The organism is Bacillus sp. Root131, assembly GCF_001429475.1.
Classification (GTDB): Bacteria; Bacillota; Bacilli; order Bacillales; family Bacillaceae_G; genus Bacillus_A; species Bacillus_A thuringiensis_S.
The window spans coordinates 1-14,760 of the sequence record NZ_LMJQ01000005.1; the positions used below are offsets into that span (position 1 = coordinate 1).

Sequence of the window (14,760 nt, forward strand, 5' to 3'; positions counted from 1 at the left end):
CTTGTCTTCAAACGAAAAACACCTCCAATGAATTTGCATACTTAGTATGCGAATTCAGGAGGTGTTTTTTTCATGTACCACTATTCGGGTTCACTTCAAGAATGTCAGGTTTTTTTCTTTATCCCGCTATTTGCAGGGCAGTAAGACCCCCACCTCAAAATTCATCGGAAGCAAAGAAGTTAGGTGGGGGCCCTGCTGCCCGTAAAAGCCTGATTGGTGAGGGCTGATAATCAGTGGGGAATGAACAAAACCCCCACGGAATAAAGTTTCACTTTATTCCGCTAGTCGCGAATACCTAATGCGATTTTCGCCATACGTGACATACGTTCTTTCGACCACGGTGGATTCCAAACGACATTTACTTCTATTTCATTAACTTCAGGTACGTTTGTTGATAATACTTTTTTAACGTCTGATACGATTTGCCCAGCCATTGGACAACCGATAGAAGTCATAGTCATCGTAATGACAGCATTATTATTTTCATCTGCTGTAACATCATACACTAATCCAAGATTAACGATATCAACACCTAGTTCAGGGTCAATAACAGCTTCTAAATTATCCAATAATTTATTTTCAAATGCTTCTTGTGACATAAGCAGCCCCTCCTATATTTTAATGATATCGATTCTCATTATAACGGAAATGAGCATAATGTGCAGGAAATGAGCTCAAAAAAAATATCCCTCTTTGAAAGAGGGATATTTTTTGAAAATCTATTCTGTTTTAAAATGAGATACGAGTTGATCTAACTCTTCAACTGTTTGTTTCATTTTTCCAGCAGTTACTGTCATTTCATTCATAACGATAACTTTCTGTTCAGCAGATTGTGCCGTTGCGGCGGTTTCGCTGGATACTTCAGTCGAGATAGAAGCGATGTTATTAAGTGAAGCATTCATTTCTTCAGCACTTGCAGCCATCTCTTCAGCAGTTGCTGATATGTCTTGCATTTGAGTAGATACTTTATTTACTTGTTCTACAATTGTTGTGAAAGAAGTACCAGCTTCACGAATAACATGAATGCCTTCAAATGCTTCAGAACGGCCTTGAGACATCATAGAGCTAGCAGTTTCTGTATCATTTTGAATTTGATGTAGTAATTGATTAATGTCTGTTGCAGCTGTTTTAGATTGTTCAGCAAGCTTTCGAACTTCGTCAGCTACGACAGCAAATCCTTTTCCTTGCTCGCCAGCACGAGCTGCCTCAATAGAAGCATTTAAAGCAAGTAAGTTTGTTTGCTCAGCGATATTAGAAATAGATTGTACAGCGGTATCGATATATTTCGTATGAGTGATTAGACGTTCAACCACTTCTGACGTAGCATTTACAGCTTCGTGTATCGTTGTCATTTGTGAAACGGATTTTTGGATAACGGTACTTCCATCGCTAGCATGTTCAGATGTGGCAACAGCAAGTTCCGCTACAGATGAAGCAGATTCAGCAATACGTTGAACACTTACTGCCATATCGTCCATTGCAGTTGAACTTTCTTCCATACTAGAAGCTTGTGATTGAATACTTGCGTTTAAGTTAGACATTGAGCTTTGGACTCTTACTGTCGCCTCACGTGATGTATTCGTTTTTTCTAGCATGTTTTCAGAAGCGGTTTGTACTTCCACTGATGTTTTTTGAACACGATTAATAATATGTTGTAGGTTTTCTAACATTTTATTAAATGATGCTGCGATAGCACCGATTTCATCGTTGCTATTTACTTGTAGACGTGCCGTTAAGTCACCTTCTTGAGAAGCTAACTCTTTTAGTTTCGTGTCAATTTGTTGAATTGGTTTCACAAGTTTACCAGAGAACCACCATGCAAGAATAATTGCAGCGACAATACAAATAACAAGTGATAAGAAAATAACATATTCGATTAAGAGTGCAGATTGGTCAATTTTTTCAATAGATTGTTCACGTAATGTAGCTTGTTCATTACTATAATTTGTGAAGTCACCAATTACTTTATAGACAGTTCCGTTTTCTGAAGAAGCTACTTGTAAAGCTTCTTCCCATTTTTGTTCTTTTGCAAGAGTGAATACTTTTTCTTCAACGAACTTTCTCCAAGTAGACCCTAATTCCATTGTGCTTTTTACGGACGAAGAAAGATTTGGATTAGAAAGAAGTTTATCTTTTGAATCCTCAAGACGTTTACTCATCTCATTAAACTTGTCTAATTCGACTTGATCATGTTGTAGTAAATAACCTCTTAAAGCAGAGAGCTGTACTTGATAAGCATCTCCACGTTCTTTCAATTCTGTTGCCAGTGGAGAAATTTCTTTTTGTAATGTTTCAGCTTTACGAGATTGGTCAATAGCAAAAAATAAAATAAATGCTAAGGCGATACCGAATAAAGCGCAAATCGTTCCCATCATGAACATAAGTTTTTTTCTGATACTTACAAAATTCATATGATAAAAAGCCTCCTTTGTGAAATCTTAGTATTAGAATTAATAAATGTAAAAAATTGAAAGAAAGCTTTACTCCAGTTGGAATAAAGCTTTCTTATTTCCTTTAGGAATTATAGCAGACGGAATGAGAGATAGAAAGAGATATTTTAAAGTGAAAAAAGAGAGACTGTAAAACTTTCTTTCTTATACCTTTGAGCTTGTGTCATTTTCACTTTAAGCGTTTGTTTTGAAATGAGAAACGAGAATTTCAAGTTCTTGTACGATGGTTTTCATTTCAGATGATTTGTTAGCCACGATACTCATTTTGTTTACTTGATCACCAGCCGAATGTGCTGTTTGTGATGTTTCTGCAGCAACTTCGTTTGAAATAGAAGCGATATTATTTAAAGCTGCGTTCATTTCTTCAGAGCTTGCAGCCATCTCTTCAGCAGTTGCAGACATTTCTTGCATTTGCGTAGAGACTTTGTTAATGTGGTTAACAATTTCTGAGAATGAAGATCCAGCGGTACGAATAACCGTAATTCCTTCAGAAGCCTCTGCTTGACCTTGTGTCATCATGTCATTTGCTATTTTTGTATCGGCTTGAATTTGATGCAGTAAATGGTTAATGTCAGTTGCGGCTAGTTGAGATTGTTCAGCAAGTTTTCTAACTTCATCAGCAACAACAGCGAATCCTTTGCCGTGTTCACCAGCACGAGCTGCTTCAATAGAAGCATTTAAAGCGAGTAAATTTGTTTGCTCGGCGATATTAGAAATAGATTGAAGTGCAGTATCGATATGATTTGTATGTGTAATGAGTCGCTCAACTACTTGTGATGTAGCGTTAACAGCTTCGTTAATTGTATGCATTTGTGTAATAGATTTCTCAATGACTTTATTCCCATCATCTGCTTTTTCTGAGGTTGTGACAGCTAAACTAGTAACAGAAGAGGCGGCCTCAGCAATACGCTGAACACTCGTTGCCATGTCATCCATTGAGGTTGAACTTTCTTCAATGCTAGAAACTTGTGAACGAATATTGTGTTCAAGAGCATTCATAGTTTCTTGTGTCCTTGCGGTATTTTCCATAGAAGCGGTTGTTTCGATAAATACATTTTCGGAAGCTTCTTTTACACTTGTTGATGTTTGTTGAACTTGTTTTATTATATGCTGTAAGTTAGTGAGCATTTGATTAAAGGAATTTGCAATGTCACCAATTTCATCTTTACTCGTTACGTGTAATCTAGCCGTTAAATCTCCATCTTGAGAAGCTAATTCTTTCAACTTCTCATCAATTTGTCGAATTGGTTTAACGAGTTTACCAGAGAACCACCATGCTAATAAAATAGACGTTAATGTACATGTAATGAGTGAGAAGAAAATAATATATTGAATAAGTGATGAAGAAGACTCGACGTCAGCAATTAATGCGTCACGTTTCTCATTCTCTTCATTTGTATATTTATTAAAACGACCTAACAGATCATTTACATAATCTGTTTGTGCTAAAGCAATTTTAGATGCTTCGTCCCATTTTCCTTCATGCGCAAGAGGTAGTACCTCATTATCTATGACGCTACGCCATTTTCCTCCCATTAAAATGGCTTCTTTCATTCCTTCTGGGAGCTTCTTGTCACTTGTTACTTTCTCTCTAGTATCAGCTAATTTTTTCCCTTCTCGGTTGAACTTATCTAATCCTTTTTGATCATGTGATAGCAAATATTCTTGTAAACCAGCAACTTGTGCCTGGAACCAATCGCCACGTTCTTTTAAAATCGTCGCTCTTTTCGATACATCATTTTTTAACGTTTCGATTTCACTTGCTTGATTCATGGCGAATGAAAGAATAACAATAAGAGCAATGCTAAATAAAGAAGAAATGCTTAAGAGTGTGAACAGTAGTTTTTTTCGAATACTAACATATTTCATCGTTACCCCTACCCTCATTTAAACTGTTTATTATGATTTATAGATATTTGAAGCGGAATTAATAAAAACATTATTATGAAGTTATTAATCTGTTCAATGAAAATTATAGCAGATAATGGAAGGAGTCAGATTGGTATTAGAAAAAGTTCTTAAAATGTATACATTTGTATATCATAAAATCCATAAATAAATATTAGAAATGCTATTGAAATTTGAAATAACATCATGTATACTTCTAATTAGTTGATAACGATTATCAGTATCAACTAAAACATTACTCTTCGTTATGTTGGTCATACCCCTTTTTGACGACGTAAGTCAGAGACGAAATGTTGAAATATCTTGTGTCCTATTCTACAGAATTATGGTAATCTCCAACCTCAACTTATATGCGCGAGCATGCAAAAAGGATCCTATCCGTGAAGGGATCCTTTTTTGCATGCTCGCGCAATTATTGTATATAGACCGGGTATTTGTTCTTCAATTCCTTCTGGGGCAGTAGAAGGGAAGACCCACTTTTGATGAGGTCCCTGTTCTTCAATTAGTTTTTCAATCTTAAAATGTTCTTCGGCGAGTGTTGTAATAATTTCTCCTAATGTCCAGCGACGGATGGTTGTTTTCGGTAACGATTCTTTCTGCGCTTCTGTAAGAAGAATGCTATAAGCAACATCATCTTCAATCAATTCTTCATCGAAATAATTTCCACTTGCTCGAAACGATGGGTGGTCTACTCCTAATAGCTTTGTGTATATTGGATGGTAATCGCGAAGGATAAGTATTCCACCTGGCTTTAGTAGTTGAGAAATTTTTTTGAAAAGTGGTTTTAAATCTAGAAAGTAATGAAGTACACCAAGCTCCAGTAATACGATATCAAATGATTTGGAGAGATTTACATCTAGTACATCAGAAACGATGTAATGAATAGAGACGTCTGCGGCGGCAGCAAGTTCATTTGCATATTTTGCATTACTTGCTGAAATATCAACAACTGTTACGTCAGAGCCTAAAAGGGCGAGAGCAACGGCCTTATTCCCTTTTGATCCTAGTAAATTAATAATATGTTTTCCTTTCGGAGATTGTATGTAAGGTAAATAGTGATCTACCTCGCGCATAGGGTCTTCCATGATTTTTTTCGCATAATCCTCCGGTGCCCCATGGCGATTCGTCCAAGCTTCATAAGCAGCTGTATTCCAGCTTTTTTCATTAATAGTGCTTAGTTGTTTTTGGTTCAATGTTATCACTCCTTTTGTGAACGTATAGTTATTCGGCAGGGGGATGGGATTTCCTTTTCTTTCTGAATAAAAGTTTGATTTTTCTGTGATTAAGTCGTACAATACTTTTTATACGTAAAAGCGTTGAAAAGGAAAAGTAGGATGAACACATTCTTTCCAGAGAGCTTCGGTAGCTGAGAAGAAGCAAGAATATTCATTTGAACAATGGCCTTTGAGCTTCGTCCTGAACTTATCAAATGATAATAGTAGGCGGCGACGAGAGTTGGTACTCGTTATCAAAACCACAGTATAAGAGCATATAGCTCCGTACTTGTTAAGGCTAATTATGTGAGTAATTGGCGAAATAAGGTGGTACCGCGACTGTTTATACAGCCCCGCCCTTATCTTTTTTAAGATAAGGGCGGGGCTTTTTTATATTTAAAAGGAGGAATGTAAGATGAGTATTTTTATTGGAGGCGCTTGGCCGTATGCAAATGGCTCGTTACATCTTGGTCATATTGCGAGTTTGTTACCTGGAGATATTTTAGCACGTTATTACCGGGCAAAAGGTGAGAATGTGTTGTATGTTTCGGGCAGTGATTGTAATGGAACACCGATTGCAATTAGAGCAAAACAAGAAGGTGTGACAGCAAAAGAAATTGCTAATAAGTACCATGAAGAATTCCAGCGATGTTTTCGTGATCTCGGTTTTACGTATGATTGCTATACACGTACCGATAGCGAGCATCATCATGAAACTGTTCAAAAAGTTTTTTTACGTTTATTGGAAGAAGGCTATATTTATAAAAAAACAGTGGAACAAGCGTACTGTAAAACGTGTACGCAGTTTTTACCGGATCGTTATGTAGAAGGAATATGTCCACATTGCCATGAAGCAGCAAGAGGCGATCAATGCGATGCGTGTTCAGCTATTTTAGATCCACTCGATTTGTTAGAAAAGACATGCAAGTTATGTGGTAGTACACCATCTGTAGAGGAAACAGAGCATTTTTATTTTGCATTGCATACATTTCAGCAGCAAATTAAAAAAGTTGTAGAAATCGCAAAAGAAAAAGGAACATGGCGTGATAATGCAATTCAATTAACGGAAAGATATGTAAAGGAAGGCTTACAAGATAGGGCTGTATCAAGAGATTTACCAATCGGGGTACCAATTCCAGTGAAAGGGTATGAAGATAAGAAAATTTACGTATGGATAGAAGCAGTGGCAGGATATTATTCAGCGAGTAAATATTGGGCTGAAGAAACAGGAAAAGATGATCATGAGTTTTGGAATAGCGATGCGCAAACATATTATGTACACGGCAAGGATAATATTCCATTTCACTCCATCATTTGGCCAGCGGTTTTACTTGGAATAGGAGAGGAAGCAATCCCGCGTCATATCGTTTCGAATGAGTATTTAACAGTTGAAAAAAGAAAGTTATCTACGAGTAAAAACTGGGCAGTATGGGTGCCTGACATATTAGAACGTTACAATCCAGATTCTATTCGTTACTTTTTAACAGTAAATGCACCAGAAAATCGTGATACTGATTTTTCATGGCGTGAATTCATTTACAGTCATAATAGTGAACTGTTAGGTGCATACGGGAACTTCGTGAACCGGACATTAAAGTTTATTGAAAAATATTATGATGGCATTGTGCCGCAGGGAACTATCAATGTAGAACTGAAGGATAAAGTAGAAGGATTATATAAAAATGTAGGAGAGGCGATTGAGCAAACTACATTTAAGGTGGCGCTAGAAACAATATTCGATGCCGTACGTTTTGCAAATAAATACTTTGATGAGAGGCAGCCTTGGAAAGAAAGAGAAGATAATCCAGTTTCATGTGAAGAAACGATTTATAATTGTATTTATCTTATTGCTAATTTTGCAAATCTCCTTGAACCATTTTTACCATTTTCAAGTGAAAGAGTTCGAAGCACATTGTCGATTGTGAACCGAAATTGGGAACCGCAAAATACGTTGCCGAATAGAATTGATAGCGTGCAGCCATTATTTGAGCGAATCGATGTAAAACAAATTGAGCATGAGATAGAGAAGCTGTATGTAGCGGCAAAATGAGATAGAGAAAAAGACCTTTCAAGTAAATGAAAGGTCTTTTGTTATGCAGTATGATTCTCTTTCTTATCTTTCAAAAAGAAAAGTACAGCAAGGATTACAAGAATAATAGCTGCAATATCATACGTTATTTTAAATGTAGTATTAAAGTTTAAGTACTCTACGAAAGGAGTTTTCACTGCTCCTGCATATATACAAACGGGAATGAGAAGTAAATCGTAAAATTTCTTTTCTTTCATATATCTTATTAGGAAGAAGATACACATAATAGCAAAAAATACGATGCTTAAAATAGTCATTTATACCTCCCGATAAATTTACTTATTTTAATTGTAGTTATATTTTTATCCCGCATTAACGGGCAGTAAGACTCCACCTCAAAATTCAGCGAAAGCGAAGAAGTTAGGTGGGGATCAACTGCCCGTAAAAGCCCGATTGGTGAGGGCTGATAATCAGTGGGGGATGAACAAAACCCCCACTAATTAAAGTTTTACTTTATATAAATTCTGTATTTTTTTCAAGCGCTATGCACGCGATTATGTTTCCTTTCTTTCCTAGCCGTAAGCAGCTGGGGAGTGAAAATTCCAAGCAATATAAAAATAATTCCAATCCACTGCATGAAGGTTACGACTTCATGTACAAGTGTAATAGAAGCGATAATAGCAGTTGGTAATTCAGCTGCACCTAATATCGTGCTAAGTCCTGTTCCAACTTTTGGTACACCGATTGAAAAACAAATGACAGGTACAACAACGCCGAATAATCCGAGGAAGAAAGCATATTTCCATAGACCAGCTTGCAGGGCACCATCTGTTAAAAAGGTCGGCGGGAAGAATAGGCATACGATAAGAGTTGCACTTGTTGTCATAAGAAAGCTTTTCGTATAAGGGGGAACATCTGTAGCAACGCGTCCGCTTGCAAAAACATAGAATGAAAAAGAGACAGCAGCTAATAGTCCAAAGATAATCCCTTTCGTAGAAAAACTTTGTCCGAGGCCTTCAAATATACCACCTGCAAACAATGTACCAGCAAATAAAATAAGGATAGATATGATCTTATCGCGGCTTGGAAATATTCGATTTGCAATTGCTTCGATAATGACACCAATCCAAGTGAACTGAAAGAGTAGGACGACAGCGATAGATGCGGGTAGCTCTTCTACAGAAATAGCGTAGAAAATTCCAGTCATACTCATTGTTGTTCCGACGGTTAGTAATGAAAAGAATTGTTTTTTTGTTACTTTATGACGTGAAAAGAAAAGAACGAGTAGAAATAGTCCAATCCATCCGAAGACATATTGTCCCCCTAATAGTTGATGTGCTGAAAATCCACTTAGGAATCCGAGTTTGAAAATAGTTGAAAGTATGCCGTAGCTGCAAGCACCGAATAAAACGAGCAATGAATATTTAAACTTATCCATAAAAAATCCTCCTTTTAAGTAATAAAAAACGCCCGCTATCCAAATAAGGATAACGGGCGAACGAAACAGAGTAAGACACTCTACAAAATTCCGCCACTCACACATAAAGTATGAGTTTGGGGTATGTAATTATAGTGAATGCTACATTGCTTTTGGGAATACAATGGAGCATTTTACACCTTGAGCTGTGTTTTGTATTCCGTAAGGAAATTGATGTTTATCTAATATTTGTTTCACGATATATAATCCAAGACCGCTACCTTGTACTAAACCGTGTTTATCAGGGTTTGCACGATAGAAAGGCTCAAATAAATGAGCAAGTTTATCTTCATCAATTTGTGAACCTGTATTTAATACTTCTAATGCGTAACCGTTTGGTTTTTCATAAAGCTTTATATATACGTGCTGGTGGTCAATTGTATAATGAATTGCATTTGAAATAATGTTAAAAATAGCAGTTTGAATAAATTTAGGATCAGCTAAAATTTGTACGTCGTGTTTAATATTAGATTGTACATTTAATTGTTTTACAGATACAAAGTAATCTACTTTCTTCATAACATCCTCAATAATATTAGATAAAGAAATGACTTCTAAATTCGGTTTAAATTGAGGGTTTTGTATTTTGGATAATTCCGACATTTTTTCCGTTAATATGTTAATATCTTGCATCATTTCATAGGAACGTTTTAAATATTTATCTCTATCTTTATAAGCTCCAATTCCGTGAATCATGCCATCTAGTTGTCCCATAACGGCTGCGATTGGTGTTTTTAATTCATGGGATACCATAGACATAAATTCTTTACGAGATTGCTCTAATTGTTGTTCCTTTTTGAGCTCATTTCTTAAATCTTGATTGCTTGCATGTAAATTCTTCACAATATTTGGTACTTGTGAAGCGGCTACTTGCAAATTAAAATCTGTTTGATCTGTATTTTTGTTAAGTAGTTTTTTATCTGAGAAATCAAGATTCATAATATCTTTTAAAGCATCGCTCATATATTGAAAAGGTTTGGCAATTAGTTTTGTATAAATTAAAGATCCGAGTAGTGATAATGCAAGCATTGTCGCGCCAATATGTGGAGCTAATTGCTGCAACGCATCTGCTAACTTTGGATTATCATTTATATCATTTATTTTACTTGCTGCATTTTGTGTATGTAAGGCATCATTATTAGCGGCTTTCTTTTCTGCTTCTGTAAGCGGATTAGAAGTGCTATTTTTCCCCGAAAGGTTTTGTGTATGTTCTTTTGCTTTTGCAGTTTGGCTAGGCTGCAAAAGGTGATTGATAGCTGTAGAAAGAGATTTATAATCTATAATAGAAGATTGGAAATTGGAAATACTTCCCTCTGACACAGCTTTATTTTGATTCGTTTTACTTTGATTGTTTTGCTTATCTAAATCCGCCTGTTCTGTAGTCGGCGTTCCATTTTCTTTCGCAAAATGTTCTTTATCGTAGTTTGAAGCTAGAAAGTAAATAATTTGATAAAGACAAAGTGATAAAAGAATACAAAATAATAAGGTTTTGATGAAAATATTTTTGGTGATGTTGTCTTTGCTACGATTCGATTTTGTAGCCAATGCCTTTCACCGTTTTAATATAAGTAATTCCTAATTTTTTTCTTAAGTTTTTAATATGTGTATCTATAACTCTTACATCACCATAATGTTCATAGCCCCATACCTTATTCAACAAATCACTTCTTGATAATACTTTTCCTCGATTTTGCAGTAAAGTATAAATAATTTCAAATTCTTTTGTTGTCAATTCAATTTGATTACCATGAACATAAGCTGCATATGCTGTAGAGTTTAACATCAATTCATGGAATTGTAGTATAGTTGCAGCTTCTGCTTCCTTCGTTGCTGCCCTTCTTAATACAGCCTCTACACGCTTAATAAATACAGTGTAATGGAACGGTTTCGTAATATAGTCATCAATACCTAACTCAAATCCTTTAATTTCACTTTCTTCATTATGTAAGCCTGTTAACATAATGATTGGTACATCAGATTGTCCTCGCATAATTTTACAAATACTATAGCCATCTATATCTGGTAACATTACATCGAGGAGGACAAGATCGTATGAATTTTTTTGGAAAAGAAGAATACCTTCTGTTCCAGCACCAACTACATCAACAGTAAAGTTTTGTGCCATTAGAAATTCACGAATTAGTTCTTGTATATCTGGGTTGTCTTCAATCACCAGTATATGCGTCATAGTAACACCTCCTAAATAACGCTTTTTACTGCAATATTCGAATTCATCATTTTTCGAGTGACTCAGATTGTTTATACATATAATAAGCCCCCGCTATAAAATAATCATGAAGGTAGCAAGGGGAATAGTTTAGTGTTACTGAATAGTTCAGAATTACAGTAGTTCTATTATAGTATGTATTATAAAATTTATAAAACATTATAACTGTATAATTTTAATATCTACGTTTATCAATGTTTAAATATCAGCTAATCAAATCTATTCCTATTATATATGTAAATACAGTTGTTTTGCTACTGTAAATGAATAAATAAAATAAGCCAAGACATAAAATTCTTGGCTACACATAAATCTTGTTTTTAGGCTATTTTACAGTGACAGTAGCTTGCTGCTGAACGCGCTCAAATAACCAGTGTATATCATTGTTATACATACGAATACAACCAAGTGTTGTTGCTTTGCCGATTGCTTGATTATTGTTAGTTCCGTGAATCGCATAAGTTGTTCCGTAAGTTCCTGCCATATTTAATCCGAGCCAACGGTCACCAAGTGGATTCCGTGGATCGCCGCCTTTAATTTTGCCTGTATAATAAGGGCGGTTTTTAATTTTATTTACGATTTGAAAAGTTCCTTTAGGTGTAGGTGTTGCTGCTTTTCCAGTAGCGACAGCAAAACTTTTTATAAATTTTCCATCCTGATAATAATCCATTTTATTTAACTGAGTGTTTACGATTAATTGATCTTTCGTTGTAGCGGCCTCTGCGCTAGCGAATGGAAGAGTTAAAAATCCTAATGATAATAGTGCGCTTAATAATAATTTTTTCATTGTTATTCTCCTTTTACTATCGTAATAGTCTTACATACAATGAAGTTGTAATCCTCGTAAAGCTTTATTTACATTTTCATCTAATGTTTCAAAGAATGCAGTGATTTTGCTGTTGTGTTTGTTGTTTTTATCAATAAGTAATCTTTCATTTAATAAAAGCTCACCACGTAGTCCAAAACTTTGAACTTGAATATTTAGCTCATCTTCATTTTCAGAAATGATTGGTAAGAAATAATGAAAAGCTTTTGTTGGAATGATGTAGCTTTTGCCAATCATGCTTTCTTGATTTGAATTAATCCATTTTTTCGTGACAATTTTAATATTCTTTTTTGAAACGATAAAAGATAGTGTTGTAGATTTTGTTAAACTTACGTCAAATTCACTTGTTTCACACATGTGTAAATTAAAAACGGTTTCATTTTGATGAGATTCAACATTTGTATTAATAAAATCGTGCATTTTATATGCTTCCATTTCGTATTCACCCTTTTTTCAATTTCGAAAACGACTTATATTTATTCAAATTAATGCTTAGTCATATATTGGTTAAATTTTTCAACAAATTCCGATATAATCTTACAATACGTATATGAAGCTAATATGAAGTTAGGATGAGTTTGTGGTGGTTTTTTATTGAGAACAAAATTAGAGGGGTTTTTAAGTGTTAAAAAATGGATAAAACTTGCATGATATTAATGCGTCTTTTTGTTATTTCGACTTAAAAAATGATTTTTACTAATTAATAAAGAACGGAAATCATTAGTGTGACCCTTACAAAAATGTAATAAAAATGTAAGCTATTGTGATAGTTATTTCGACAATTTTTTTATACAATAATAGTAAGAAGTTGTACGTGATTGAAAGGAGAGATGACATGGAATGGATTCATGAATTATTTCAGCAATACGGGTACTATGTTGTACTTGTCGGCTTGCTGTTAGAATATATTGCACTTCCGTTTCCGGGAGAGCCCACATTAGCATATGCGGGATTTTTAGCGCAGAAGGGTGATTTAAGTTTACCGATTTTAATCATTCTATCCTTTATTGGGACAAGTGTAGGAATGACGATTCAATACTTTTTAGGAAATAAATTAGGTATGCCTTTCATTCAAAAGTATGGAAAATACGTATTTTTAACACAAAGAAAAATTGATTTAACGAGAATGTGGTTTGATAAGTATGGGTACTTCCTGATTTTTATTGGTTTCTTTATTCCTGGTGTACGTCATTTCACAGGATACTTTGCAGGAATTATTAATTTACCATTCCGTCGTTTTGCCATTACAATTTATTCAGGCGCTCTATTTTGGGTATCATTCTTCTTAATCGGTGGTTACTGGTTAGGTGGAAACTTACATGACATCTTTGGAGTGCTAGAAGATCATATCGGTAAAATCATTGTTGGAGTTATCGTTATCGTAGCAATTACGTTAGGTGTTCGTTTCCGCAAACAGTTAAAACGAGTATTACTACAAAACGCAAGCTAATATGAAATCCATTCTATGTCAGAATTTAGGAAGGCAGTGCAAAAGCACTGCCTTTTTTATTTTATTGTTAAGACTATGTTTAATGCACATTTTACATTCTTTATAGGAATTTGATACAGGATAAGAAATAAGTATCTTGTCAATTATTATAGTCGTAATGACAATTATAATTGACAAAAATAAGGATATTATTTACAATTTTAATTAAATAAATGAAAAAGAGGGAAGACATGAAGCTTCAAAATCGAGTGAGGGAATTGCGAGCAAAGCATCGTTTATCACAAGGGGATTTAGGGAAAGCGATTGGATCATCACGGCAAACGATTAGTTTAATTGAGCGCGGGGATTATGCACCATCTATTGTATTGTCGTTAAAAATCGCACAAATTTTCAATGTATCGGTGGAGGAAATATTCACGTTAGTGGAGGGGGAAGAGGATGATGAAGAGTAAACGAAAAAAACAATTTGATTCTGTGGGGAAAATAGCATTAAGTATGATGGGTGGCTTTTTAACGTCTTATATAGCTTTAAATTTACTCTCGGATGAACCGAGAAAATTATCATCCAATACATTTATAGGCATATGTACTATTTTTGGAATCTTAATGATGTACTACACTTGGAAGAATACGCGTATGTTAGCGGAGGCACGCGATGAAGAAGAGAGCGTACAAGGCAGAAAATTAGGCATTATAAGTATATATTTACGTGTAGGTGATATAGTGACGCAGGCATGGTTTGTATATGCAGTTATTACATGTAGACGTGCACTGTTGCAGGATACTAATGTTTCATTTGCGGTGTGGAATTTAGTAGCTTCTATTGTTTGTTTAACTACTGTAGTGATTATCGGGCTCATAACAAAAAATCGTTATAATAAGCTATACCCTGAACAAGGTGTAACGTATATGGAATCTATGAAAATGTGGACGAAAAACGCAGATGAAGGATTAAAGCACATTGTGCATGAGGCTGGATATAAAGCGTATGAATTTACGAATACAATATTGGCATATGTATGGTGGGCTGCCGTTATATATACAGCTGCTAGTGATATCGATTTTGTATTAATTGGCTTAATCTCATTTATTTGGATATTGCATCTCGGGAAGTTCATGTACGAAATGCAGAGAAAAATGATTTATTAAGGGGAGAAAAAGGTGGATATTTTAAGAAGG

At 35.0% G+C, this 14,760-nt stretch carries 14 protein-coding genes and 1 other annotated feature; of the genes, 4 read left to right on the forward strand and 10 right to left on the reverse strand.

The features are described 5' to 3' along the window. Positions 1-281 precede the first annotated feature (281 nt). From ASE54_RS16715 to ASE54_RS16730, 4 genes are all read right to left on the reverse strand, one after another. Positions 282-599 carry a metal-sulfur cluster assembly factor gene (locus tag ASE54_RS16715; RefSeq protein WP_000076424.1) on the reverse strand — a complete coding sequence of 106 codons (318 nt, stop codon included), beginning with the start codon at positions 597-599 and terminating at the stop codon, positions 282-284. Positions 600-719: 120 nt separating this feature from the next. Beyond that, a complete protein-coding gene (locus tag ASE54_RS16720) occupies positions 720-2,411 on the reverse strand; it encodes a methyl-accepting chemotaxis protein (RefSeq protein WP_001012200.1) in 1,692 nt (563 codons plus the stop codon). A gap of 213 nt (positions 2,412-2,624) precedes the next feature. Continuing rightward, positions 2,625-4,319, reverse strand: coding sequence for a methyl-accepting chemotaxis protein (locus tag ASE54_RS16725; RefSeq protein ID WP_000878434.1), 1,695 nt, complete (start codon positions 4,317-4,319; stop codon positions 2,625-2,627). A gap of 413 nt (positions 4,320-4,732) precedes the next feature. Beyond that, a complete protein-coding gene (locus ASE54_RS16730) occupies positions 4,733-5,551 on the reverse strand; it encodes a class I SAM-dependent methyltransferase (protein ID WP_001072254.1) in 819 nt (272 codons plus the stop codon). Between the two features lie 114 nt (positions 5,552-5,665). Beyond that, positions 5,666-5,936, forward strand: a binding site (T-box leader). Positions 5,937-5,987: 51 nt separating this feature from the next. Here ASE54_RS16730 and metG point away from each other — a divergent pair. Then, positions 5,988-7,622, forward strand: coding sequence for a methionine--tRNA ligase (gene metG, locus ASE54_RS16735; RefSeq protein ID WP_000021589.1), 1,635 nt, complete (start codon positions 5,988-5,990; stop codon positions 7,620-7,622). Positions 7,623-7,663: 41 nt separating this feature from the next. Here the strand turns inward: metG and ASE54_RS16740 are convergent, their stop codons facing one another. From ASE54_RS16740 to ASE54_RS16765, 6 genes are all read right to left on the reverse strand, one after another. Then, the gene (locus ASE54_RS16740; RefSeq protein WP_000154129.1) at positions 7,664-7,918 is read right to left on the reverse strand and encodes a hypothetical protein; all 255 of its coding nucleotides are present in this window, start codon (positions 7,916-7,918) and stop codon (positions 7,664-7,666) included. Between the two features lie 218 nt (positions 7,919-8,136). Next, positions 8,137-9,039 (reverse strand): EamA family transporter, encoded by a 903-nt coding sequence (locus ASE54_RS16745; RefSeq protein ID WP_000357149.1) that lies wholly within the window; start codon positions 9,037-9,039, stop codon positions 8,137-8,139. Positions 9,040-9,180: 141 nt separating this feature from the next. Further along, positions 9,181-10,623 (reverse strand): HAMP domain-containing sensor histidine kinase, encoded by a 1,443-nt coding sequence (locus tag ASE54_RS16750; protein ID WP_000201948.1) that lies wholly within the window; start codon positions 10,621-10,623, stop codon positions 9,181-9,183. Beyond that, on the reverse strand, positions 10,601-11,266 hold the full coding sequence (locus ASE54_RS16755) for a response regulator transcription factor (protein ID WP_000148834.1): 666 nt from the start codon (positions 11,264-11,266) through the stop codon (positions 10,601-10,603). Before ASE54_RS16755 ends, ASE54_RS16750 begins: the two co-directional genes overlap by 23 nt. Before the next feature lie 364 nt (positions 11,267-11,630). Then, complete coding sequence (locus ASE54_RS16760; RefSeq protein ID WP_000735060.1) at positions 11,631-12,092, reverse strand: L,D-transpeptidase; 462 nt, start codon at positions 12,090-12,092, stop codon at positions 11,631-11,633. 30 nt (positions 12,093-12,122) lie between these two features. Continuing rightward, a complete protein-coding gene (locus ASE54_RS16765) occupies positions 12,123-12,566 on the reverse strand; it encodes a DUF3978 domain-containing protein (protein ID WP_000388763.1) in 444 nt (147 codons plus the stop codon). A gap of 400 nt (positions 12,567-12,966) precedes the next feature. Here ASE54_RS16765 and ASE54_RS16770 point away from each other — a divergent pair, with 400 nt between their 5' ends. The 3 genes from ASE54_RS16770 to ASE54_RS16780 all read left to right on the forward strand — a co-directional run bounded on the left by ASE54_RS16770 (position 12,967) and on the right by ASE54_RS16780 (position 14,730). Then, positions 12,967-13,581 (forward strand): DedA family protein, encoded by a 615-nt coding sequence (locus tag ASE54_RS16770; RefSeq protein WP_000454764.1) that lies wholly within the window; start codon positions 12,967-12,969, stop codon positions 13,579-13,581. Between the two features lie 230 nt (positions 13,582-13,811). After that, on the forward strand, positions 13,812-14,033 hold the full coding sequence (locus tag ASE54_RS16775; RefSeq protein WP_000776170.1) for a helix-turn-helix transcriptional regulator: 222 nt from the start codon (positions 13,812-13,814) through the stop codon (positions 14,031-14,033). Continuing rightward, positions 14,023-14,730, forward strand: coding sequence for a DUF3169 family protein (locus tag ASE54_RS16780; RefSeq protein ID WP_000837717.1), 708 nt, complete (start codon positions 14,023-14,025; stop codon positions 14,728-14,730). Before ASE54_RS16775 ends, ASE54_RS16780 begins: the two co-directional genes overlap by 11 nt. The last annotated feature ends 30 nt before the right edge of the window (positions 14,731-14,760 follow it).